19 protein-coding genes are annotated in these 23,467 nt (G+C 61.7%); 15 read left to right on the top strand and 4 right to left on the bottom strand.

Annotated features, from left to right (window positions below; genetic code table 11):
* Positions 1 to 68: 68 nt before the first annotated feature.
* Positions 69 to 1,184 carry a hypothetical protein gene (locus Q0602_RS11760; RefSeq protein ID WP_298843325.1) on the bottom strand — a complete coding sequence of 372 codons (1,116 nt, stop codon included), beginning with the start codon at positions 1,182 to 1,184 and terminating at the stop codon, positions 69 to 71.
* Between the two features lie 172 nt (positions 1,185 to 1,356).
* Between Q0602_RS11760 and Q0602_RS11755 the strand changes: the two genes are divergently transcribed.
* From Q0602_RS11755 to Q0602_RS11695, 13 genes are all read left to right on the top strand, one after another.
* Positions 1,357 to 3,498, top strand: a complete 2,142-nt coding sequence (locus Q0602_RS11755; RefSeq protein WP_298843322.1) for a DNA topoisomerase — start codon at positions 1,357 to 1,359, stop codon at positions 3,496 to 3,498.
* 51 nt (positions 3,499 to 3,549) lie between these two features.
* Positions 3,550 to 4,401, top strand: a complete 852-nt coding sequence (locus tag Q0602_RS11750) for a hypothetical protein (protein ID WP_298843319.1) — start codon at positions 3,550 to 3,552, stop codon at positions 4,399 to 4,401.
* 81 nt (positions 4,402 to 4,482) lie between these two features.
* Positions 4,483 to 5,604: a Rad52/Rad22 family DNA repair protein gene (locus Q0602_RS11745; protein ID WP_298843316.1), complete on the top strand. Its 1,122-nt coding sequence runs from the start codon at positions 4,483 to 4,485 to the stop codon at positions 5,602 to 5,604.
* 27 nt (positions 5,605 to 5,631) lie between these two features.
* Positions 5,632 to 5,790, top strand: coding sequence for a hypothetical protein (locus tag Q0602_RS11740; protein WP_298843313.1), 159 nt, complete (start codon positions 5,632 to 5,634; stop codon positions 5,788 to 5,790).
* An 18-nt stretch (positions 5,791 to 5,808) separates the two neighbouring features.
* Positions 5,809 to 6,828, top strand: coding sequence for a CHC2 zinc finger domain-containing protein (locus Q0602_RS11735; RefSeq protein WP_298843311.1), 1,020 nt, complete (start codon positions 5,809 to 5,811; stop codon positions 6,826 to 6,828).
* A gap of 162 nt (positions 6,829 to 6,990) precedes the next feature.
* Entirely contained in the window at positions 6,991 to 10,521 is a 3,531-nt protein-coding gene (locus Q0602_RS11730; protein ID WP_298843308.1) for a hypothetical protein, read from the top strand.
* A 97-nt stretch (positions 10,522 to 10,618) separates the two neighbouring features.
* On the top strand, positions 10,619 to 11,320 hold the full coding sequence (locus tag Q0602_RS11725) for a hypothetical protein (protein ID WP_298843305.1): 702 nt from the start codon (positions 10,619 to 10,621) through the stop codon (positions 11,318 to 11,320).
* Positions 11,321 to 11,412: 92 nt separating this feature from the next.
* Complete coding sequence (locus Q0602_RS11720; RefSeq protein WP_298843301.1) at positions 11,413 to 11,847, top strand: hypothetical protein; 435 nt, start codon at positions 11,413 to 11,415, stop codon at positions 11,845 to 11,847.
* The gene (locus Q0602_RS11715; RefSeq protein WP_298843298.1) at positions 11,844 to 12,080 is read left to right on the top strand and encodes a hypothetical protein; all 237 of its coding nucleotides are present in this window, start codon (positions 11,844 to 11,846) and stop codon (positions 12,078 to 12,080) included. The genes Q0602_RS11720 and Q0602_RS11715 overlap by 4 nt, the downstream gene beginning before the upstream one ends.
* Positions 12,081 to 12,096: 16 nt before the next feature.
* Positions 12,097 to 14,082, top strand: a complete 1,986-nt coding sequence (locus Q0602_RS11710) for a ribonucleoside-diphosphate reductase subunit alpha (RefSeq protein ID WP_298843295.1) — start codon at positions 12,097 to 12,099, stop codon at positions 14,080 to 14,082.
* A gap of 80 nt (positions 14,083 to 14,162) precedes the next feature.
* A complete protein-coding gene (locus Q0602_RS11705) occupies positions 14,163 to 14,792 on the top strand; it encodes a hypothetical protein (protein ID WP_298843292.1) in 630 nt (209 codons plus the stop codon).
* 11 nt (positions 14,793 to 14,803) lie between these two features.
* Positions 14,804 to 15,904 carry a ribonucleotide-diphosphate reductase subunit beta gene (locus Q0602_RS11700; RefSeq protein WP_298843290.1) on the top strand — a complete coding sequence of 367 codons (1,101 nt, stop codon included), beginning with the start codon at positions 14,804 to 14,806 and terminating at the stop codon, positions 15,902 to 15,904.
* A gap of 111 nt (positions 15,905 to 16,015) precedes the next feature.
* Positions 16,016 to 18,025: an ATP-dependent helicase gene (locus Q0602_RS11695; RefSeq protein WP_298843287.1), complete on the top strand. Its 2,010-nt coding sequence runs from the start codon at positions 16,016 to 16,018 to the stop codon at positions 18,023 to 18,025.
* Between the two features lie 63 nt (positions 18,026 to 18,088).
* On the opposite strand, the gene Q0602_RS11690 is transcribed toward Q0602_RS11695, so the two are convergent.
* From Q0602_RS11690 to Q0602_RS11680, 3 genes are all read right to left on the bottom strand, one after another.
* The gene (locus tag Q0602_RS11690; protein WP_298843446.1) at positions 18,089 to 19,354 is read right to left on the bottom strand and encodes a type IV secretion system protein; all 1,266 of its coding nucleotides are present in this window, start codon (positions 19,352 to 19,354) and stop codon (positions 18,089 to 18,091) included.
* Between the two features lie 61 nt (positions 19,355 to 19,415).
* Entirely contained in the window at positions 19,416 to 19,757 is a 342-nt protein-coding gene (locus Q0602_RS11685; RefSeq protein ID WP_298843285.1) for a hypothetical protein, read from the bottom strand.
* Positions 19,758 to 19,795: 38 nt separating this feature from the next.
* Positions 19,796 to 20,311: a hypothetical protein gene (locus Q0602_RS11680; protein WP_298843283.1), complete on the bottom strand. Its 516-nt coding sequence runs from the start codon at positions 20,309 to 20,311 to the stop codon at positions 19,796 to 19,798.
* Positions 20,312 to 20,414: 103 nt separating this feature from the next.
* Between Q0602_RS11680 and Q0602_RS11675 the strand changes: the two genes are divergently transcribed.
* Together Q0602_RS11675 and Q0602_RS11670 are read left to right on the top strand one after the other, a co-directional pair.
* On the top strand, positions 20,415 to 22,616 hold the full coding sequence (locus Q0602_RS11675) for an AAA family ATPase (RefSeq protein WP_298843280.1): 2,202 nt from the start codon (positions 20,415 to 20,417) through the stop codon (positions 22,614 to 22,616).
* Positions 22,604 to 23,443 (top strand): lytic transglycosylase domain-containing protein, encoded by an 840-nt coding sequence (locus Q0602_RS11670; protein WP_298843277.1) that lies wholly within the window; start codon positions 22,604 to 22,606, stop codon positions 23,441 to 23,443. Before Q0602_RS11675 ends, Q0602_RS11670 begins: the two co-directional genes overlap by 13 nt.
* Positions 23,444 to 23,467: the final 24 nt, after the last annotated feature.

Below are 23,467 nucleotides of genomic sequence, written 5' to 3'. Positions count from 1 at the left end.
CCTGTACGAACAAGAGGCGCCGAAGCGCCCCTTGCCCAGACGGAGATCACCTCCTTTCGGCTGTGTTATCAGCGACCGACGCCCTGCGCCTCGGCACCTGCGGCGAGCGCAGCGGCCATGCCGCCACCCTTCGCCTTGCTCTCCGCCTTCTCAGCGGATTTCTCGCCCTTGGGCTGGGACTTGCCCTCCTGCTTGCCGCCGGCGGCGCCGGACGACTGGCTGGTCCCATTCTGCATGTCCCGAGCGCTCTGACGCGTCTCGAGCATGCCCCGTTCGACCATTTCGTCCTGGACAGCGAAGAAGCCGCTCGAGAGGGAGACGAGCTTCGAGAACTCCTCCTTTTCGAGGCCCTTGAACTTCGCTGCCTCACGACGCTGATCGGGCTTCATCTTGTCGAAGTCCGACTTCTCGACGCCGGCATCCTTGGCAGCGTTCAGCTGGATCCCGTAGAGCTTGCGATCGAGAGCCTTCTTGGCCGCCTCGGTGATCTTGTAGACCTGGGCGACCTCTTCCGGCGAAGCGGCCTTCAGAGCTTCCAGCTGCGAGGAGCGCGCGGCCTCCTGCTTCTTGGAAGGCAGCATGAAGCCCTTCGAGTTGTCCGCGAGGAAGACCCTGCCATTGGCACGCTCGGCCATGACGTCGATGCCTTCCACGGCGTTCTCACGCCGCTTGCGGGTCGTCGCTGCCGCCTTGCCTGCCTCGGCAGCCCAGGCCTTCTTCGCCTCCTCGGACTGGAAGTACTCGAAGCCTTCGGTCGGACCGTCCTTGTGGACGAAGCCGCCCTGACGCGAAGAATAGGTGAAGCTGGTCCCGGTCTCCTGACGGAGCTTGTTGAACCGATCGCGGTCACCGTTCTCCTTGGCCGCCACGTAGACCTTCGACTGGTCCACGTCGGTCCCGGTCGCCTTCGCCGCCGCGGCCTTCTTGGCCAGGAATTCTTCGCGCTCGGCCATCGATGCGGCCTTCGCCTCGTCCGTCGCGAATTTTCCGAGCTTGGCGTCCACGTTCACATCCTCAGGAATCTTCGCTTCGAAAAGCCGATATGCGTTGTCCCCGCGGTTGAACTCGAGCGCATTGCGGACACCGAGTTCCTCGGCGGCGCTCTTGAGCTCCTCGTTCTCCTTGAACTTGGGATACAGGAGAGCGTAATTCTCCCCCTTGTCATTCTGATGTTCGAACTGCATAACCTGTCTCCAGCCTGCTTGATACCATTCGTTTCGCGGGTCCGGTAAGCCTTCACCACGACCTCGAAGCGAATGGTATCACCCTACGATAAGCCGCTGCAAGCGTCCCGTTGGAAAAAAAGATCATTCATCCTAAAAGAGTCCTCTAAAGGGAAACCCAGGAGGATTGTTCGTGCACGGAGAAAGGGTCTGGCTGGCGGAGAAGCCCAGCTTCGCCAAGGAACTCGGCAAGGCGCTGGGCAACTGCCAGCCGCTCGAGCGCTATGCCTGGCAGTCCAATGGCGGCATCATCGTCGCGGCGGCCGGACACCTCGTCGAGCTCGCCGAGCCTCACGACTACAAGGAGGAGTGGCGCGAATGGCGTCCCGACCTCCTGCCCATGCTTCCCGATAAGTGGGAGTTCATGTACAAGCCCATCGAGGGCAAGAGCCAGCAGCTGGCGGTCATCGAGAAGTACGCCAAGGACGCCCGGGAGATCGTGATCGCGACCGACGCGGGTCGCGAAGGCGAATACATCGCCTGGGCCATCCTCCAGTATCTGCAGCTACAGCACAAACCGAAGAAGCGCCTCTGGAGCTCGGGCGCCAACGTCGCCTCGATATCGAAGGCCGCGAAAGAGGAATCCCTCCTCGAATACGGTGAGAAGTTCCCTCTTGCCGACGCCGCCCGCATCCGGGCCGAATCCGATTGGGTGGAGGGCCTCAATCTCACCCGTCTTCTCACCGTGCGGTTCCGTCCGGCCAATCACGAGCCGCCCATCTCGGTGGGCCGCGTCCAGACCGCCGCCCTCGCGATCATCGTTCGCCGCGAGCGCGAGATCGAGAACTTCAAGTCCGAGAAATACTACGACCTCATCGCGGACGTCCGCGCGGGCCAGCATACCATCCGCCTGACACACGCACCGAAGGAGGGCGAGAACCGCATCAAGGATGCGGCGGAAGCGCGACGCATCACCGACGAGATCCACCAGAAGTCCGTGGTGCTCGATGTCGAATCCGAGACCAGGAAGGAAGCACCGCCGGCGCTGTTCGAAAGCTCGAGCCTCCAGATCAGGGCATACAACCTTTGGGGCTGGCCGGCTTCGAAGACGGAGAAGATCTCGCAGGATCTCTACGACAAGCACAAGCTGATCAGCTACCCGCGCACCGACGGGGTCCATCTCGAGGACAGCCAGTGGCAGGACGTCGGTCCCATCCTGAGTCATCTCAAGGACCTCTCGAACACCCAGCTCGTGCCGTTGAAGGGCAAGGAGACCTTCCCCGACATCACGAAGTTCCTCCCCGACTACAATTCCCTGACGCCGCGGGATACCGTCTTCAATTCGGCACTGCTCGAGAAGAGCGGAGCCGATCACCACGGCATCATACCGACGACCGAGGGTGCGGATCTCTCGCAGCTCAACGACGACGAACGCAAGCTGTATCTGCTCATCGTCAGGCAGTTCCTGGCGCAGCTGCACCCTGACTGCCGCTATTCCCAGAAGTCGATCTCCTGGAAACACGGCGAGCGTCGCTTCAGCGCGACCGGACGGACCATTCTCGAGCCCGGTTGGAGGCGTCTCTTCGGAGGAGCCGACCAGGAGGCAAACGCAACCGAGAACGAGAACCAGGACGAGCCCGCCACCCAGACGCTGCCCGACATCGCCGACAAGACGCGCGGAATCGTGGACAGGGCCAATGCGCTGGAGAAGAAGACGATCGCCCCGCCGCAGTTCACGGAGGGCTCGATCATCTCGGCCATGCGCGACCTAACGAAGGTCACGAAGGATCCGGATCATCTCAAGAAGCTCAAGGTCGCCAAGACCCTCGGGACGAAGTCCACATGGGGCGACACCGTCAAGAAGCTGAAGGACAGGCTCTACATCGTGAGTGCGAAGGGCAAGCTCGCCCCCACAAAGCTGGGAAGCGATCTCGTTGCGCTATGCGAGAAGCACGTGCCCACTCTGGTGGAGCCCACCAATACCGCGATCCTCGAATACATGCTCGACGAGGTGGAAAGGCGCAAGTGCGACACGGCGCAGGCGAGACGTATCCTGCAGGGGCGCAACGTCGACGCGATCAAGAGATGTCTCGATATCGAGAGCGCGGAACTCAGAGCCCCGGACATAGGACAGCGCAAGCCTTCCGTGAGATCCATGACTCCCAAGCCGTGGCAGGACTTCGAAGGCGGATCCTATGCACTCGAAGTCCCCTTCGACGACAAGGACGATGTCAAGGCCCTGGGCGGACGTTTCAATGGCGAGACCAAGAGATGGCATCTGCCCAAGAAGGGCAACAGCGAAGATGACCTGCGAAAGCGGGGATGGTTGAAATAGGCGTCCTGCCGTCGGCGGGGTGTCGACGGTGAATGAAAGGAAAAGGACGCTATGCGAGATTATGTGAGGGCAGGCGAAGTCGCCGCCATTCTGGGACTGGACACCAAGGCCAGCCCCTGGACCGTGTGGAATCGCATGACCGACGACGTCGAGGAGAACGACATCGGCGACCGCTCGCGCTGGCAGGGCCGCCTTGCCGCAGACATCGCCGCCGGAATCGCCAAGGATCACGGACTCTCCATCCAGAAGGCCTTGGACCCCGTCGTCGGCGAGGGCATCATGCCGCCTCGTGCGTGGGAGATCGCACCCAGCACCAAGACCAAGGGAAAGCCGGCCGTCCTCGTCGTCATGCAGCGCATCCAGTCCGCGATGTTCGGATGGGAAGCTCCTGACAGAATTCCCGACAAACAGCTCATGCGCTATCTCGCCACCGCGATCGCATACGGTCATGAGGACGTCTATGTCGGCATTCTAGTCGATGGATACCGCAGCGAGCTCTACCGCGCGACGCTCGATGAAGACATGCGCACCAAGATCGTCGAGGGCGTCGCCGACATGATCCGCATGGCGGTCGAGGACGACGAGCCGGTCGTCGACTACGATGTCGACAAGGGAGCCATCCGGGAAGGCAAGGTATCGGTCAAGGCAGAGGTAAGCGGTGACACCGTCGACGCGCTCATCGACGAACGCGAGACGAAGAAGGCCGAGATCGACGGTCTCAAGGCGCGGCAGAAGCCCCTCGAGAAGCGCATCGAGCAGATCGACAACATGGTCATGACCATGATCCCCAAGGGATCCACGATCGATACCGGCACCCGGATCGTCGGGGTCGAGGAGAAGTCCGGCGGCAAGCTCGCCCTCAAGATCGCCAAGAAATCCACTGACGCAGCGAGTCTCTTCTAGGGTCGATTTTTCGCTTCCCGAAGGACTCTGTTCTCGCTATGTTCCTTACACTAAAAACGTAACCCGAAGGGGGATTGAAAGATGACCGAAGAGACCACCGAACAGCCGCGCTACAATGTCAGCATCCATAACGACGCAGCCATCGCGGCCGCGGTCGATCAGGAAGTCCCCAAGGAGCTACTGAGCTCGCGATCCGCTGGCGGGAGCAACACCGTCACGTATCTCAAGGGTGACATCAGCGTCGACCGTCTGAACGAGATATTCGGTCCGCTCGGCTGGGGTCTGGTCGCCAGCAAGCCCGAGATCGAGAAGGAGGTAGCCACCAGGACGAAATGGGAGGGGCCTTCCGGAAACAAGAAGGCCAAGGATGTCGAGATGGTCGTCTATTCGGTGACCACGCAGGTCACCCTTACCATCAAGAAGCGCACGCCCGAGGGCAGTGACACGGTCTTCGTCCAGACCGGCATCGGCTACGGCGAGGTCGAACCGGGAAAGTATGCCAAGGAAGCGATCGGCATGGCCGTGAAGGGCGCCGAGACCGACGGACTCAAGCGTTGCACCTCCATGCTCGGCAAGGCCTTCGGCATGTTCCTCGATCAGGACGGCAATCAGAGCGACATCGAATACGCTCACAAGGGCAACAGGACGGGCTTGTCGAAGGCCAAGAAGATGCGTCAGGACAAGGAGTCCGGTCGGGGCGGGAACGCACGTTCGGGAGGCTCACGCGCGACCCGGAACGACAGTCGTGGCGAATACGATGACGGTCGCCAGCAGGGTGAAGGTCGCCAGTCCCGTGGAAATTCCGGTGGTGGTGGACGGTCTCAGCAGCGCGAACAGCCCGCCCGCGAACGCAACGACGATCGGAGTTCAGACAAGGAAAGCCGTGACGACGGCCCGCGTGGGCGTCAGCAGGAACAGGATAGCCCTGCCGATGACAAGCCGGCGAAGTCCGGTCGCTCCCGTCCCCGGGCCGAGGTGAACGATGACTTCGATCTCGACTCCGAACCCGTCACCCGTGCGGACCAGGTGGCATACGGTGCCACCATCGTGAAGCGCCTCAAGGACGCGAAGAACAAGGCTGACAGGGAGGATCTCATCCGCCGGCACCGCGATTCGATCACCAATCTGGAGGGGAACATCCTCACCCGTCTGAAGGAGGCGGCTCTCCAGCACGAGATCGACATCGACAAGATCACCGGATAGAATCCGAAAAAAAGACAGGAGATCCACATGAACGATGCAAGCAATGCCTCCGGTGCGAGGATGGAAAAGTGCCCGGTCCACGATGATCGCAATCCCTCCCTCTCGGTGGACTCCGAGGGCAAGGCCGTGTGTCTCGCCGGCTGCCGACAGGAAGATGTCGACGCGGCACGAGCGGTCGCACGATAGAACAGAGAAAGAGCGAGCATGTCCCTCAACGACTGGAGCGCGGCCGATGTCGCCGACAAGCTTTCCGGAACAGGAAGGTCGAAGGCGAAGAAGACCGGGCGAGGCTGGATGGTCTGCTGTCCCGCCCATGAGGACAGGTCCCCATCCCTATCGCTCGCCGACGGGCGTGAGGGCATGCTTCTCTACCACTGCTTCGCGGGGTGCCGTCCCGAGGACGTGCGGACCGCTCTGGAGTCCCATCTCGGCGTCGATCCGAGCGCACCCTCCAATCCCAACAAGAAGAAGAGGGTCGTAGAGAAGAAGGAGGACGAGATCGAGGTGATCTCACCTGCTCCGGAAGGGCAGGAGAATCCCCGTCCTGACGATTTCTACCATTTCGAACACGGAATGCCCTCGAAGGTCTGGACCTATCGTCTTCCGGAAGGGCGTGTCGCCGGATGGGTCGCCCGCTACGATCTGGAGGAAGGGGACAAGGAGGTCATCCCCTGGTGCTGGGCGCTGGACAAGAAGAAGGGCAAGGAGGAGCTGCGCATGCGCGCCATGCCTTCGCCACGTCCACTCTACAATCTCGACCAGATCGTCGAGCGCGAGGAGGACCCGGTCGTCTGGAACGAAGGCGAAAAAGCGGCGGATGCCGCAGCCCGTCTCTTCCCGGGCTGGGTCCCCACCGCCTGTCAGGGGGGAGGGAACGCGATCAGCCTCACCGACTTCTCCGTCCTCCACGGCCGGAAGGTCATCCTCCTGTGCGATCATGACGGACCTGGATATGCTGCTGCATCCAAGATCGCGGACCGTCTCATGGGGCGAGCGGATCTCTATTTCCTGCATTGGCCAACGCGCAGGGAGGACGGAACGGTCTACGACCTCCAGCACAAGGACGACGCCGCCGACCACCTCGATCGGGGCTGGACCGTGGAAGAGCTCAGATCCCTCGCGAAGGAAGGCATGAAGCTGACCATCCCCATCGGGGAGATCGCGCAGGCCTTCGACCCCATACATTATGATCGCCAGTCCGAGCGGCGATTCCAGAATTCCTGAAAAAGACTTCCGTAAAAGCGTTTTTCTCCGTCCCGGAGGGTGAAAAGGAAAAAAGGTGCTTGCACCATTCCTTCGGCAATGGGACAATTTGCAGGATGGCGCGGGAGGAACTCCCTTCTCCCGCCTTGAATGTCAGATTACGAGACATCGGAGGAACGGAAAATGACGGCATATTCTTACCAGGACTGGAACGGCCTGAGCCAGGACGAACAGTCGCGCAATCCGGGTGTGAGCATCACCCGCGACAGCGCACTCAACAACCCGAACCGCGGTGTCTACTGGAGCGGCCAGTCGTCGGCCACGGCGCTGTCCACCCACATCCAGGACGTCCTCACCGGCCCCAACCGGGAAGATGCCGAGCGCATGTTCCGCATGCTCAAGATCGAGCACCGCCGTGCGGTCGAGAGCCCCCGGGCCATCGGCAATGCGATGAAGCGTCGCCAGAACGACGCCGATCGCGCGCTCGCTTCCTCCGGCTTCTCGCTGACCGACGAACAGGCTGACCAGCTGCAGTCGGCCACCGACGACGTCTATCGCATCCAGGACCAGGCCGAAGTTCGCGGTCTCGACCCCGTGGCCACCGCCAACGCCATGATCGACCGCGCGTCGGCAGCCGCCGTCGGCTTCGCTCCGCCGCGTCCCGATCAGATGCGCCCCGAGTTCCGCGAGTATCTCTCGAGCGACGAGGGCATCCAGAGCCAGGAGAACCTGAACCAGAGCGTGCGTCAGCTCTACGCCATGATCCGTCACGGCGAGATCGACGCACTCGACCAGGTCGAGAGCATCAGCGACTATGGCTTCAAGGAAGACCGCACGCAGAACGACGAGCGTGAGTTCCTGACCAGCGTCGTCAAGACCATGCCCCTCGAGCGCAACCCGGTTCCCGTCGAGCCGAACCGCAACTTCTCGGTCCGCATGGACACCACGGAAGAAGCGAAGGCGATGGAGAACATCCTGCGCTGGGCCGGCGAGCAGCAGCAGCTGCCCGAGCGCGAGCAGGTGTTCGAGGCCTTCAACTCCTGGAGGGACAACGGTCTGGTCTCGTCGCCCTTCGATCCGCGTCCGATCAATCGCGTCGGCCTGATCGTGGGCACGGGCAACACCGCGAACGAATCCGCCATGCATACCCTCGAAGGGTTCGCTCAGGACGACTTCGCGAACACCCAGATCCTCGTCCTGACCACGACCAACAACGACATCGCCAATGCGTCCGAACTCCACGGTCGCCCGGTGGTGCAGGGTCGTCCGAAGGCCGACGAGAACGGTCTGAGCATCGAGGGTCTCGCCGAAGCTCCGGCGAACGCCGTCATCATGGTCGGGCTCACCAACGAGCAGGCCACCGATTCAGTGACCCGTTCGATCGCGGCCAATGCCTTCGTGGGTTCGGCCTACTCGGTCGGGCACATCGCCGGCAACAACATGGCTCCGCACGAAGCGCAGGCGATCCACCTCGCCGGCTCGATGCGCAAGCTCTCGCTCGCCACCGATCAGAACGGCAATCAGCTGAACGGAAAGCAGCTCCAGGAACTGCGCACCAAGGCGCAGGACGTGGACAAGGAAGCCGACGCCAACCGCTACTTCGCGGCCGGCCTGGCGCGTCCCCGTGGCGGTGTGACGGCCGTCGCCTTCGACGGTGCGCGCAACTACGATGCCGCCGTGCGCCGTTATGCCAAGGGCAAGGACCCGATGGCCGACGGATACAGCCGCGTTCCCAAGCACGCTGCCATCCTCACCACGGACGACAACAAGATGGCGTCCTACAAGTGGCTCGAGGAACACGCTCGCGATCGGAACGTGCTCTACGCCGAAGCCACCCGGAAGCTGTCGTTCGCGCATGACGTCGCCGCAGGCATCGACACCGAAAAGGTGATCTCCCGTGAGGCCGAGACCGAGCTGAAGATCTTCGACCGTCCGCGCAGCGCACGTGAAGGTGATCAGTCGCAGTATGAAGTCGACTGGAACGATCCGCGCGTCCGCGGGGCCATCATCCTCGTCAAGGGCAATGCCACCGAGAGCGTGATCAACAGCGCCGCCCAGGAGAAGAAGATCTCCCAGGAGGCCATCGTCGACTTCGCGCACACCGGCATCGTGTTCGATGACATGCAGAGCGACTACCACGCCGCGCACATCACCCGCCTCGCTCTCGAGATGGGCAAGCGCTTCACGGTCATCGACAAGGAGGGCGAAGTCGTCCCCCTCGCCGAGGCTCGCGAGGTCACGCGCAAGAACGCCCAGTCGTTCACCGAGATCTCCGATCTCAACAACGCCGAGCGTTTCCGTGGTTCGCTGTCCGGTCTCTCGGTTCCGCCCGAGGACATCGCTCGCGCGGAGCACGGGCGTCGCAACGTCGCCTATGCGCTGTCCGATCCGATCGGCCAGATGACGCTCGCCGGCCTGCCGGGCATGAGCCCCGAGAAGGCGGCCGGTCTCCGCAAGCTCGACCTGACGCTGGAAGAGGTCTACACGGCCAAGGATCCGGCGATCAAGAAGGCGCTCTACGAGAACGGCATGCCGAGCGACACGGTGAAGAACCTCGGTGATCGCAAGGCATGGGAGAAGGCGGTCACCCGCGCGCTCCTGAACGGCAATGCGGCCGAGAACCTGGATGCCCGCTACGTGGGTCCCGGCGAGAGCCGCATGATCCCGGGCAACCGCGCCGGATACGTCCACGGCCCCGATCACGGTAAGCCGGTGATGGCGTTCTTCGGCAACTCGCAGAGGACCTTCGACGGCCCCGACGGCAAGGCGATCGATCCCCAGGATCTGGTCGACCGCAAGCAGCTTTCGGATGCCATCCGTGCGGCCACCGCGAAGGGTTATGCCATCGGCACGACCTTCGAGGAAGGCGTCAGCACGGCGGTGCTCGAGGAGGCCGCCAAGATCCCGGAGGCCAAGGTCGTGATCGCGACTTCGGGCAATCCGATGGCGTCCTCGCCGGAGATGCGCATGACCCTGCGGACCCTGCTCGAGAACGAACAGGCCCAGGTCGTGATGCCGACCGCTCTCGCAGGGCACACCTACGAGACGTCGGACGGCGTCCGCGGCACCCGCTATGCGGAACTGCGTTCGTCGATGCACGAGAATCTCGCGCACTTCTCCGATGTCGGTGTGGTCGTCCAGGTCTCCTCGAAGGACCAGGCGCTGAACGTGGCGGACAAGATGATCGCTCAGGACAAGCCGCTCGCGGTGATGATCCCGAACGACGCCGAGCTCGCCTCGACCGATGCCTACCGCGGCAACCTGAAGATGGCTCGCGGTGCGGGTCGGACGGAGATCGAGAGCATCAGCCTGGCCACCGTGCCCTCCGCACAGGGCTATGCCGAGATCGTCGATCAGGACACCGAGGTGAAGCTGGTCGACGGCGTCATGCGGGGTAACGCGGGCACCTTCCAGTCGGCACGCTTCGCGCGCTCCGACATGGCTCGTGGCGGTCACCACAACAAGACGATGGGATGGGGCTCCGCAGCCCGACCGATCGTCGGTGAGGACTCGATGAACAGGCTGGCTGACGATCACCAGCGCGGTGAACTCAAGCCGCTCGGTCAGTATGTCGGTCCGACGGCTCGTGAACTCGAGGCCCGCTCGATCGCCCGCAACCAGATCGGTGCCGAGACCCAGGAGATGTTCTCGGACAACCAGAAGCGCTTCGCCGCGCAGATCGAGGCGGATGCGAGCAGGTCGGTCAGCTACTGATCCGCTGAACAATCCACAGAAGAGGGGCTCGGGAGAAATCCCGGGCCCCTTTGACGTGTGAAGGACACGAATGCGAACTCTTGAAGGAGAAGGAAAAATGACAGCCAATACCGGCATCGGCGGAAACAATCCGCCCGAAGACCAGCGCATCCAGATGCTCACGCCCGCCGAGGACATCGAACTGCTCGTCGGCAAGGACGTGAAGGATCTCTCGGAGAGGAGCGCTAGCCTGCTCGACACCTACGGCCGCGTCCCCGACAAGATCACCGACGATCAGGTCTACGACCGCGTCATCGCGCTCGTGGCCGCCATCCGTCAGGTCGATTCGGACCGGGACGAGAAGCGCAAGAAGATGAAGGCCCCATACCTCGCCGGCGGGAAGGCCGTGGACGACGCCTTCAAGCTCCCGGACGACAAGGGTGTGGACCGGGCGAAGAAGATGGACGCAGCCATCAAGGACCTGACCTCGCGCCTTTCCGAATACGATACGATCAAGTATCAGGAGGAGCAGGCCAGGGCCCAGCAGGAATCGGACGACCTTGCAGCGAAGGCCAAGGAGGACGGCATCGAGATCGATGCGGGCAAGGTCGAGGTCAAGCTGGAGAGTCGCAAGTCCGAACATGGCGGCATGTCCACCAGGAGCGTGATCAAGGAATGGGAGATCACCGACGAGGCCTCGCTTCCTCGCAGCGTCCTGGTACCCGACGCCAAGAAGATCCAGAAGCTCGTCGACGAAGGCGCCAAGATCCCGGGCGTCAAGGTCACGGAACGCGTCGCGACCGTCGTGAAGCGGAGCTAGCCGAAAAGTCGGGCATCCTTGGTCAAGATGCCTTTGGCTTATCCCGAAAAATGACCTAGAATGCATTGTAAAACCCAAGGAGCCATCCAAAAATGAATAAGCTACGCATGGAAATGCGGGTCGGCGAGCGTCGGCCCATCAGTGACTTCGAGCTCGCCGAGGGCGAGACGCTCGAGCAGCGCGTCCAGAAGGAGATCGCGGAAGCGTCCGAACGCGGCGATCTCAATGGGATGGGCGTCAAGGCCAGCATTCCCGCCATCGCGGTCTTCGAGACCGACGATGACGGCGAGACGCCGGCCGGCTCGATCGCCCTCTTCAACGCTACCGGCCGTGAGGTCACCGACCGCGACATCCGTGTCGAGATCGGTGAGGACAGCCAGAAGCGCAATGTCGTGCGCGTGACGGGGACGGACACCGTGCGGGAAGGCGACGAGGAAAAGGACCACGAGGTCCTGATCGGCGTCTTCTACGACGAGGAACTGGCGCGGCGCGTCGGCTCCCTGTGGAAGGCCGGAGTCCTCGATTGACCATGATCGTCTTCGCCTACCTCCGAGACGGCGCCGTCTACCGCGACTTCGAGTCGTGGGAAGAGGGCGATCGTCTCGGAAGGTATGTCGTCGTCCTCGGGCGGGAAGGCAAGCATGCAGAGACCACCCCGATCGGGGGGAAGACGTACAGGAGCCTCTGGCTCTGGAGCGACAAGGACGAAGAGGAAGAGCGGGATCACGCCACCGTGCCCCTAATCCTCATGGAAGAATGAAACGGAAGGAAACACAATGACCAAGAGCGCACCACAGCTCGGAACACTGCTGCAGGACCGCGCAGCACGTGTCGACATGATCAGGCGAGCGGATCCGGAGGGCTACCAGAACGCGATCCTTCCGCGCGCGCATCCCACCGGAATGCGTGTCCGTGACATCATGGACCAGATCGAACTCGAAGAGAACAGGGACGAACTTCTCACAGAAGCCGGGGCCGATGCTCTCGAGAACCGCTACATGGCCAAGGGCATCGACGAGTGCAAGCAGGACGTCTTCCGTCGTGTCGCCTCGTGGTTCTCCGACGACGTCGAGCACGCGCGGCGCATGTATGGCTACATCTCGCGTCACTGGCTGATGCCCGCGACCCCCGTGATGAGCAACGCCGGCCTCGATCGCGGCCTGCCGATCAGCTGCTTCCTGCAGGACATCGACGACACCATGCCCTCGATCATCCAGGCATGGACCGAATGCGCGAACCTGTCCTCCAAGGGCGGCGGTGTCGGGACGAGCTTCGACCGCCTGCGCGGCATCGGCGAACCGACCCGCGGTGGCAAGACCTCGGGTGCCGTCTCGTTCGCGAAGGTCACCGATTCGATCACTCTGGCCGTGAGCCAGGGCGACGTCCGTCGCGGTTCGGCCGCGATCTACATGCACATCGACCACGTCGAGATCGAGGACTTCCTCATGATCCGCGACCCGTCGGGCGACATCAACCGCCGTGCGCTCAACCTGCACGTCGGCATCTGCATCACCGACGACTTCATGATGAAGGTCCGTGACGACAAGATGCACCAGCTCGTCAGTCGCAAGACCGGCAAGGTCCTCAAGGAGGTCCGCGCCCGCGAGCTCTACGAGAAGATCATCGACCAGCGTCTCAAGACCGGTGAGCCCTACATCGTCTACATCGACACGGTGAACCGCCTGCGTCCCGAGATCCAGAAGAAGCTCGGACTCAAGGTGTCCATGTCCAACCTGTGCTCGGAGATCACTCTCCCGACGGGTCCGGACCACCTGGGCAACTGGCGGACGGCCGTCTGCTGCCTCACCTCGCTCAACCTCCTCTACTACGACGAGTGGAGCAAGGACGAACACCGTCAGCAGTTCTTCGACGACGTCGGGCGCTTCATCGACAACGTGCTCGAGGATTTCATCCAGCGGGCTCCCGAGAGCTTCTGGCGCGCCATCTACGCCGCCTTCCGCGAGCGTTCGGTCGGCATCGGCGTCATGGGATTCCACAGCTATCTGCAGAGCAAGATGCTGCCGATCGAGGGGGCGATGGCCGTCAGCCACCAGAACCGCATGCTCAAGACCGTCCGCACGGAACTCGACCGTGTCTCCCGCGAACTCGCCGAAGAGCGTGGTCCGTGCCCGGATGCGGAAGACGCCGGCATGATGGAGCGTTTCACCAACAAGATGGCGATCGCGCCCACCGCGTCGATCTCGACCATCTGCGGTGGGGCCAGCCCGTGCATCGAACCCATCCCGGCCAACATCTTCACGGCGAAGACCCTGGACGGCTCGAAGACGATCCGCAACCAGCAGCTGGAGAAGCTCCTGGAATCCAAGGGTCAGAACACGAAGGAGGTCTGGAGCTCGATCCTCGCCAACGAGGAGGAAAGCGGCAGCCCGACCGGATCGGTCCAGCACCTCGACTGTCTGGACGAGCACGAGAAGGCCGTGTTCAAGACCGCCTTCGAGATCAATCAGGGCTACCTGATCGATCTGGCGCGAGAACGGTCGATCTTCATCGACCAGGCGAGTTCGACGAACCTCTTCGTTCCGCCGAACATCTCGATCTCCCGTCTGCTCGCTCTGCACTACCGGGCATGGAAGGAAGGCGTGAAGACGCTCTACTACCTGCGTTCGCAGGCTGCACAGCGCGCCCAGAACACCTCCGTGCGTCGTTCCGTCGCGGACGACAACACCCTGCAGAATCCGGTCATCATGGCCGCGCAGGAAGAGGACGAGTCGCAGTACTTCGAGTGCGAGGCCTGTCAATAGTAATGTTGTGAATTCGGGGAAATGAAAAACCAACAATTCATTTCCCCGTCATTTACTGTTCATTACATCAAGGAAACAAAATGAGCAAGCAGGCACATATTCTCGCCATCGAAATTCCCGATCCTGATTTTGAGGGCTACCGCGAGACCGATCCCATCGACTATCTGTCTCGGGGCCATATCTGGCTGGGTTATCGTCCGTATCTCGAGACACTCGATCCAAAGGCCGAGGGGCATCCGTATTCGGCCTCCCTTCTCCAGTTGATCCCCTATGTGGTCCTGAAGTATCAGGGTCGCGTCCTCACCTACGTGCGCCCCGACAAGGGCAACGAGGGAAGGCTCCACGGCAAAGCGTCGATCGGTGTCGGAGGCCATATCGATCTGCAGGACGTCGTCCACGAAGACAGCGTCCTCGATCTGGACCAGACCCTGCGTCTTTCCTGCATCCGTGAGATCAGGGAAGAGATCGGCCTCGAGATCGAGGGCGACGACCTGCACTGGAAAGGCCTCATCGTGCGCCGGGACAAGGACGTGGATCGCGTCCACCTCGGCATCGTCGCCGAAATCGATATGGATGACGAAATGAGGGGTCAGATCGAGCCGAACAGCGAGATCGGAGAGATCCGATTCATCGATCCTTCAACCTTCGCCGCCGAGATGAGCGGCAATGAAATCGAAGCATGGACGAAGGCCGTGCTCTCCATCGACTGAAAGGAACAGCCATGACCACCTACAGCCTAGACACTCCCGTCTCCGAGATCGATACCCCGCTCTTCCGTAAGAGCGAGACCTACAAGCCCTTCCACCACGAGTGGGCCGAGGTCATGCGCGATCGCCAGCAGAGCGTCCACTGGATGGCGCGCGAGCTCCCCATGGGCGAGGATCTCAAGGACTGGTCGCCGATCTCGGAGCGCCTCACCGACAAGCAGCGCGATCTGCTGATGAACATCTTCCGCCTGTTCACCCAGGCCGACGTCGACGTGCTCGACAACTACATGAACATCCTGACCAAGGTGTTCCGCAACGGCGAGGTCGGTCGCATGCTCGCGGTGTTCTCGAGCTTCGAGACCATCCACATCGAGGCCTACAGCTACATCCTCGAGAGCCTCAAGCTGCCCGATTCGACCTACCACGAATTCCTCGAGATCGAGGAGATGCGCGAGAAGCACGACTTCCTCAAGCAGTACAACGCCGACACGCTCAAGGACCTCATCATGACGCTCGGCTGCTTCGCGGCGTTCGTGGAAGGCCTGCAGCTGTTCGCCTCGTTCGCGATGCTGCTCAGCTATCCCAAGAAGGGCCGGATGCGCAACATGGGGCAGATCGTGTCCTGGTCGATCCGCGACGAGACCATCCACGTCAACGCCGGCATCAAGCTCCTGCACGTCCTGTGCAACGAGACGGGGATCAACATCCGCTCGCTGCAGGAGGACTTCCATGATGCGGCACGCAACTACGTGCGCATGGAAGACGCCTTCATCGACAAGGCCTTCGAATTCGGCGAGGCTCCGATCGGCACGCCCGAGGAATACAAGCAGTATGTCCGCTTCATCGCAGACATGCGCTTGGCGCAGCTCGGTCTCGACACGATCTACAACATCGAGGAACATCCGCTTCCCTGGATCGACGAGCTGACCGGTCAGGAGCATGCCAACTTCTTCGAGACCCGTCCGACGGAATACTCGAAGGGCGCTCACACCGGCAGCTGGGAGAAGGCATGGGACGCCCTCGACCGCGCCGAGGAAGGGCCGCTCGGAGAGATGCCCGGCGACCGGATCCACCAGCGGCGGATCGACGCGGGGCTCGCCGAAACCCTCGTCTGATCACGCGCTTGCGGGAAAGAGAAGGCGGGGTCGCTTCGTGCGGCTCCGCCTTCTTCTTTTGAGCCCGACAGGGTTCTCCATGACAAACAGAATTCTTTGAAGGAAAACGAGATGGCAGGATACGACGATCCATTCGGCTGGCCCGAGGACGAAGAGCAGTATCCGATCGAGAACGAGCGCCTCAACGCCATCGTGGAGGGACTGACGCCGCCCCAGCGCGAATCCGTCGAGCATCGCGGATCCCCTGTCGTCATCCTCGCTGGCGCCGGGACCGGGAAGACCACCGCCCTTACCAGCAGGATTGCCCATATCATCGCATCCGGCGACGCCACGCCCGAGGAGATCCTCGCCGTGACGTTCACGAACAAGGCGGCCCGTGAGTTGCAGACCCGTCTCAAGCGCAAGCTCGGTGTGGACGATCTCGCAGGCATGCAGGTCGGCACCTTCCACTCCATCTGCGCCCGGATGCTCCGCGAGCACTACGACCTCTTCGGTGTGAAGCAGGACTACGTCATCATGGATTCCGATGACCAGAAGCGTCTCGTGCGCAGGCTCGGAAAGGCGATCTACGGCAAGAACGTCGACAAGGATCTGATCGACGCCACGATCGATTTCATCGAGAACGTCCGCGGCAATCCGGCCGAGAAGGGTCAGATCATCAACAATGCCGATCCGGCCATCTACAACATCTACGCACAATACGAGAAGACCAAGACCGAGGACGGTGTCCTCGATTTCACGGATCTCATCTCGATCGTGACGGAGGCGTTCTACAACGGCATCGTGGACCCCGAGATCTTCGCGAGCAAGTGGAGGCACATTCTCGTCGACGAATACCAGGACACGAACGGTCTACAGTTCGCCTGGCTTCAGCAGATCGCCTACAACAACCCGAATCTCGCCGTGGTCGGAGACGATGACCAGGTGCTCTACTCCTGGCGCGGCGCCCGCATCGAGAACATCCTCGAGTTCCCCGACCAGTTCGAGGACGTCCGCGTCATCAGGCTTGAGCAGAATTTCCGCTCCACCGGTCACATCCTCGATGTGGCGAATGCCGTCATCGACAAAAACGAAAAGCGTCTCGGCAAGACACTCTTCACCAGTGCGGACAAGGGAAACAAGGTCGAGATCTACGACTTCCTCAATGCCGACGACGAGGCGAAGTGGCTTCTCGACACCGTCCGTCAGAATCTCGACAACGGCATGAAGCCGAGCGACATCGCCATCCTCTCGCGTGCCAGCCATGTGCTGAACATCATCGAGCAGAAGATGACCTTTGCCGGCATACCCTACGTCCTCTCGGGGGGCAGGCGCTTCCAGGACAAGGCTGAGATCAGGGATGCCATGGCCTATCTCCGTCTGGCAGCCAATCCCGACGACTCCAGCGCCTTCGAACGCGTCGTGAACGTCCCCAAGCGCGGGATGGGAGACATGGCCGTCAAACGTATCGTGGAGGCCTCGGAGCACGCACGTGAGATGCGCGCTCACATGACGCTCCTCGACATCGCCCGCAATCACACGGTCGGCAAGACCCTGCACGGCGACGTTCCCGAGCAGCTGGGGGGCTTCGTCGAAGCCATTCGCGACGCGAACAAGATGTTCTGGCGCGGAGGGACTGCGGCCGAGGTTCTCGAAAAGGTGCTGAACGATTCCGGATACATGGATGATCTGCGTCGCCAGGCAGAAGAGGCGAAGGAAGCCGGGGAAACCAGCCTTTACGAGACGGCGAAGACGCGAATCGACAACATCACCGATCTCTTCACCATCGGCGCCGACAAGCAGCCTCTCGAACTCGTCGAGCATCTCGGACTGACCGAGGACGGACGGGCGAAGAAGGAGGATGCAGTATGGGTGGGCACCATCCACGCCGCAAAAGGTCTGGAGTGGCCATTGGTGCTGGGTGTCGGATGGGAGGAGAACGTCCTTCCCAGCTGGCAGGCCCTTCAGGAGAAAGGGAATGCCCTGGATGAGGAGCGCAGGTGCGCATACGTCCTCATAACCCGCGCGAGAGAGCGTCTATGCATCACCTCCACCGGTGAGCGCTTCCAGAAGCCGGCGTCCGCCAGCAGATTCATATCGGACATTCCGCCGGAATCCTCGCAGACCTTCGAAATAGGCTGAACAGAAAAAAAGGGCGCTCGGAATATCCGGGCGCCCTTTTCCTTGTCACGATCGGAAGTCGGGTCAGGACTGCGTGACGCCCCTTCCCGTCTGACTTCCGGCAGCGGCACCGCGAGCGGCGCCTGCCATGGCCCTGCCACGCATCGCTGCCACACCGACGCCCGCACCAGCGCCGCTGACGACGATCGTCGCAGCCCGGCCGACCATTCCGACCGCGGCATTTCCGCCAGCATCCATTCCGCCGCCCGAGGAGCGCGAGAACTCAGCTGCGATCGCAGGCACGGACTTGACGATCCCGTTGAAGACAACGGCGACGCCGATCAGGACGAGCCCTTGGACGATCACCTCGGTGAATTCGAGATCCGTCTCGGCAGCAGCCGCAATCACCTTGTCGGTCATCGTGGTGAAGACCTGGCTGCCGATCCGGAAGATGATCGAGAGGATGGCGAACTGAGCCGTCGCATTGAGCACGTTCGATACCGCGATCGAGAAGTATCCGCGCGTGGGCTTGAACACCAGACACACGATCAGGATCGGAGTGACGATGCTCACGATCGCCAGTCGGATGACGACGTCGATGAAGCGAAGCGGGAAGGTGATCGCCAGGAAGCCGTAGATCAGCACCACGAACATGCCGGTGAAGATGTAGGCGAGCGTATTCACCACGCCGCTCTTCTGCGTCATGATGGCCATTCCGTTGGCGATTCCGTCGAGCGTCATCTCATAGGCACCGCACACGGTCGTGGACATGTTCTCCAGAGCATACCTCGCACCGTCCGGCACACCGGACACGGATATCGAACTGCCCGATGTACAGCCAGTGCCCGCTCCACCTACTATGTTCACGACCCCCGTTCCTATCGAGAACAACAGGCTGTAGACATAGTCCCACATGATCGTGACGGGCGCAGCGAGAACCGCTGATGCCGCCGCGACCGCAAGGCACAGCCTCCAGAACACCTGCCAGCGACCGGTGAGATCGCTGGCATCACCCGATACGAACGCGCTTCCGAGATAGAACAACGCGAAGACCTGCGCGAATCCCACTACTACGGGGATCAGGCTCGGACCTTCCGCATCCACTCTGGACATGCCGTTGAACACGGCCGACGAGAATTCATCGAAGATCTCGCAGGCGACGCAATCATAGCTATCGAGCAATGCTCTCGCGCCCTGCCTGCGGGCATCGAAGCTCTCCGTGTTCTCCCCGACGAAGAAATACTCGATGTCATCGAGCCCGGGCAGACCGAACCCTCCGCCCCCACCGTCGTCCTGCGCCATCGCGGCCGAAGACATAAGAAGGGAGGAGACAAGCGCCATCATGACCATCAACGACTTGATGACCTTCGAGATACGCCAACTGGAGCCGGATCCCGGCAAAGCGCAGATGCTATTCATGATTCTTAGACCCCGTCCTTGACCGGTCACGCTCGGACCGGTCGATGTCTCTTGTTCCGGTGCTATCAGGCTCGTAGTCCAGCGCATCCTCGATCGTGCGGTGCCGCTCCTCGCCCTCTTCCTCGAGTTCCTTGAGGTAGGCGATCCGGTCGGCCTCACCGCCCTCGTCCCGCATCACTCTGCGGCTCACCGACATCACGTCGTCGGACAAAGTCTTGGGTCCGGTATACATGTCACGGAACCGCATTCCTATGATCAGCGCGACGAGGGCTGCGAGGACAACCACATTAAGGACCCAGATCCACACCGTCTCGACGTTGGTCGCCAGCCACATGAACACCAGGGCCAGGATGGCCAGGGGAAGCGGCCTCGTCACAGGGCACCGGTGCCGGCGCCGCCGACCCTCGCGTATTCCTCATGCAGGCTCGCCTGGTCCTCTGCGTCCGCCAGGACGGCGTCCTCCGCCGGAGAGCTGAAGAACGCCTTGTTCATATTGGTCCATTCGATGACCTTGCGCATGTCGAAGCGCTGCTTGAGCTCATGATCGAGCAGATGCACGAAGTTGTCGAATTCGTATCCGTGGATGCGGCTCATCATGGTGCAGCCGATCAGAAGATAGACGTCCTCGGCGGTCAGGCCGCGGCGCTGCGAGGCCGACGAGCGCTCGATCTGCTCGAACGCGAACTCGTCGTAATCCTCCACCCGGGCGTATTCCACCCTGATCTCGCCCATGTCGTTCTGGAAGACCGCGAACAGGTCGCCCTCCTCGCGACGACGCTCGAACATCTCCTGGTAGGAGAGGTTGGCTCGATTGTATTTGAACATCCGGTTGGGGAAGCGCTCGCTTCTCTCTCCGGAACGCCCGTTAGTTCCCTCGTCAGTCTTCATGATCGTCCCCTATGGTGGATCGCATTCTGGCTCATCTCGGGTTTATAGGATGGAAAATCGAATTTGGGAAAGGGAACATTCAGTCCTAGAAGGAGGCATGCAGATGCAACAGCAAACAGAGATGCGCGTCACTGTGCTGTCCTTCCTCTTCGGGCCGGCCGACGACGGCTATCGCATGATCTCCGCGCACGATCAGAGGGGTGAACGTGTGGTCCTCGGCGGCAAGGTCATGCCTGCCGACATGGAGGAGGGCGACGAGATCGTCGTCGAGGGCAAGTGGCGGCGTGGCGACCGGGGAGACGTCCTCATGGTCAACAGCGCGCGCAAGACGCTGCCCCAGACCGAGAAGGGCATGGCCACATGGCTCGCCAAGGCGAAGATCCCCGGTATCGGCAAGGTGCGGGCCGAGAAACTCGTCGCGCAGTTCGGTCTCGACACCCTGGCACGGATCGTGGAGCGGCACGAGGACGCCATCGCGATCGCCGGAAGGAAGACCATAGAAACCGCCGCACCCGCCCTGGAGCACAGGATGAGGGAGGCCGAGATCGGCACGATGCTCTCCGGATACGGCATCGGGGGTGCAGTCCAGAACAAGATCATGGAAAAATACGGGGTCGGGACGCAGGCGATGCTGTCCGAACGACCCTACCAGCTCATCACCGACATCAAGGGGATCGCCTTCTCCACCGCCGACAAGATCGCGCGATCAGCTGGGATATCGAAGGATTCTCCCGAAAGGATCAAGGCCGCGATCATCGAGGCCCTGCGCATCGCGTCCATGGACGGCCATACGGCCATGTATCATCAGACCCTGCTCTCGACGGTCGAGGACATGATCTACGTCGACCAGGACCTCATCGAGGACCAGATCGACCATATGGCCGACAAGGCCATCAAGCAGAACTCGATCAGGGGCAACAGGACCTGGGCGCTCGTCAGGCTGGACGATGCAGAAGAGAGGGTCGCGCGCAACGTCGCCCTCAAGCTCAAGCAGCCCTCGATCTTCACCCGGGAGGAGGCCACGGCGGCCGTCGACGCGGCCATCGCCGAAAGCTCGGGCACGCTGAACGAGAAGCAGCGTTCCGCCGCCATCGCCGGAATATGCGAACCGATCTCCATCCTCACCGGTGGACCCGGAACCGGCAAGACGCACACTCTCAGGGTCGTCATCATGGCATGGCGATCGCTGTGCCGCGCAAAGAGGATCAGCAGTCCTCTCCAGATCGCGGCCCCCACAGGGAAGGCCGCCAAGCGGGCCAGCGAGGTCACGGGCGTGGAGGGTAAGACGATCCATCGCCTCCTCGAGTTCGAGCCCGAATCCAATTCCTTCCTGCGGAACAGGTCCAATCCTCTGGATGCAGGGCATCTCGCGATAGACGAAAGCTCCATGCCCGACATCCTCATCACGAGGGACCTGACCGAGGCATGGGGAGACTCCAACGTCCTCATGGTAGGTGACGTGGAGCAGATACCTTCGGTGGGTCCCGGTTGCGTCCTGCGCGATCTCATGCAGAGCGGCGTCGTTCCGACGACCAGGCTGACCGACATCTATAGGCAGAGCGAAGGATCCCAGGTCGCACTCGGAGCCGATGCCATCCGCAACGGCAGGATGCCCGAGATGAGTCGACCGGGCGCCGGGGAGCTCGTCTTCATCGACATAGACGATCCACGACAGGTCGCCGAGCGGATCCGCGAGATGTATGTCGACAAGATGCCGCGCTATCTCGCGAGCAAGGACATGGATCCCGGGAGCATCCAGATCCTCAGTCCCGGAAAGCAGGGTGACGTCGGAACCCTGAACCTCAATCGCATCGTCCAGGAGACGATCCACGGCCCCGACCCGAAAGGGCCCTCCGTCCATCTTTCCGACAAGATGATGGGAATGGTCGGTGACCGGGTGATCCAGCTCGAGAACGACTACGACCTCAACATCTTCAACGGCGACACGGGGAAGATCATCGAGATCGAGACCGATTCCGAAGGCAAGGTCACCGATACCCACGTCGACTTCGGAGACAAGATCGTCGGATTTTCAGGATCAGCTCTCGGTAATTTGACACTTGCCTACGCATTGACCATACACAAGAGCCAGGGGTCGGAATTCCAGGTCGTGATCATTCCCATGACCGGGACCCATTACACCCTCAACAAGCGTCCGTTGATATACACGGGCATGACGAGAGCTAAGAAGATCTGCGTGTTCGTGGGGCAGAGGAGAGCCCTCAGGACCTCCCTGAACCGCGAGGACGCTGCCAACCGGGTCACGACCCTGGCCGAGAGACTGGTGAAAAAATGCGCACACTGACTGCAGTATCGATCGCCGCCGGCGCCTTCGTCACGATGGCCGTAGCCGCGCACGCCCAGTTCAAGGGAGTGCCCGGCATAGAACAGGCCCAGGCTCAGGTCCTTCATCTGCCCGCGGAGGAGAACTTCAAGCCGCTGGGATCCGACTGGCGCACCTCGACCCAGCCAGGCAATGATCCGAAACAGGGCGAGATCTACGTGACGGACCCCTCCGAGGTGAGAGACATCGTGGCAGGCATTGCTCGCTCATCCGAGCAACCGGATGCGGCGGTCCAGAAGGAGATCGAAGCCAGCATCGACACATCGGCGCCTCTCGTCTCCAACAGCGACTGCAACACGGCCATTGCCAATGCGGAACGCAAATACGGCATCCCGCCCTACATGTTGCGGGCCATCGCTATCACGGAGAGCGGACGCGAAGGGCAGCCCTATCCATGGGCGATGAACATCCAGGGCCGTGCGCACTACGCCAAGGATCCGCAGGAGATCGTCTCCATCGTCAATCGCTACGGCTCGAGATCCTCGATCGACATCGGCTGTGCCCAGGTCAATCTCAAGTGGCATGCCCACCGGTTCGCGGACTGGAAGAGTCTCATCGACCCGCAGACCAATGCCGACTATGCGGCATACCATCTCCTGGAGCTCCGTCGCGAGTTCGGCAACTGGTCCAGGGCCGTATCTGCCTACCACAGCAGGACCGGCTGGCGCGGCGCCAACTACGCCTGCGCGGTGAGCAGGAACTATGGCCGCATCCTCGGTGACACGCGATCGGGTTGCGGCCCGGACATCGAAATGCTCGCAGCGCATCTCGTCCGGAACATCACATAAGGGTATTCGGGTTATTTCATCTGC

The organism is uncultured Salinicola sp. (assembly GCF_937921195.1).
GTDB lineage: Bacteria > Pseudomonadota > Gammaproteobacteria > Pseudomonadales > Halomonadaceae > Salinicola.
The sequence above is the reverse complement of the archived record's forward strand: the minus strand, read 5'-3'. Positions and strand labels throughout refer to the sequence as shown.

What these genes read in the sequence shown, in the direction of transcription:
- Q0602_RS11760 (WP_298843325.1), bottom strand. Translation starts at nt 1,184, where the DNA reads ATGCAGTTCGAACATCAGAATGACAAGGGGGAGAATTACGCTCTCCTG.
- Q0602_RS11750 (WP_298843319.1), top strand. Translation starts at nt 3,550, where the DNA reads ATGCGAGATTATGTGAGGGCAGGCGAAGTCGCCGCCATTCTGGGACTG.
- Q0602_RS11745 (WP_298843316.1), top strand. Translation starts at nt 4,483, where the DNA reads ATGACCGAAGAGACCACCGAACAGCCGCGCTACAATGTCAGCATCCAT.
- Q0602_RS11740 (WP_298843313.1), top strand. Translation starts at nt 5,632, where the DNA reads ATGAACGATGCAAGCAATGCCTCCGGTGCGAGGATGGAAAAGTGCCCG.
- Q0602_RS11735 (WP_298843311.1), top strand. Translation starts at nt 5,809, where the DNA reads ATGTCCCTCAACGACTGGAGCGCGGCCGATGTCGCCGACAAGCTTTCC.
- Q0602_RS11730 (WP_298843308.1), top strand. Translation starts at nt 6,991, where the DNA reads ATGACGGCATATTCTTACCAGGACTGGAACGGCCTGAGCCAGGACGAA.
- Q0602_RS11725 (WP_298843305.1), top strand. Translation starts at nt 10,619, where the DNA reads ATGACAGCCAATACCGGCATCGGCGGAAACAATCCGCCCGAAGACCAG.
- Q0602_RS11720 (WP_298843301.1), top strand. Translation starts at nt 11,413, where the DNA reads ATGAATAAGCTACGCATGGAAATGCGGGTCGGCGAGCGTCGGCCCATC.
- Q0602_RS11710 (WP_298843295.1), top strand. Translation starts at nt 12,097, where the DNA reads ATGACCAAGAGCGCACCACAGCTCGGAACACTGCTGCAGGACCGCGCA.
- Q0602_RS11705 (WP_298843292.1), top strand. Translation starts at nt 14,163, where the DNA reads ATGAGCAAGCAGGCACATATTCTCGCCATCGAAATTCCCGATCCTGAT.
- Q0602_RS11700 (WP_298843290.1), top strand. Translation starts at nt 14,804, where the DNA reads ATGACCACCTACAGCCTAGACACTCCCGTCTCCGAGATCGATACCCCG.
- Q0602_RS11695 (WP_298843287.1), top strand. Translation starts at nt 16,016, where the DNA reads ATGGCAGGATACGACGATCCATTCGGCTGGCCCGAGGACGAAGAGCAG.
- Q0602_RS11690 (WP_298843446.1), bottom strand. Translation starts at nt 19,354, where the DNA reads ATGGTCATGATGGCGCTTGTCTCCTCCCTTCTTATGTCTTCGGCCGCG.
- Q0602_RS11685 (WP_298843285.1), bottom strand. Translation starts at nt 19,757, where the DNA reads ATGTGGCTGGCGACCAACGTCGAGACGGTGTGGATCTGGGTCCTTAAT.
- Q0602_RS11680 (WP_298843283.1), bottom strand. Translation starts at nt 20,311, where the DNA reads ATGAAGACTGACGAGGGAACTAACGGGCGTTCCGGAGAGAGAAGCGAG.
- Q0602_RS11675 (WP_298843280.1), top strand. Translation starts at nt 20,415, where the DNA reads ATGCAACAGCAAACAGAGATGCGCGTCACTGTGCTGTCCTTCCTCTTC.
- Q0602_RS11670 (WP_298843277.1), top strand. Translation starts at nt 22,604, where the DNA reads ATGCGCACACTGACTGCAGTATCGATCGCCGCCGGCGCCTTCGTCACG.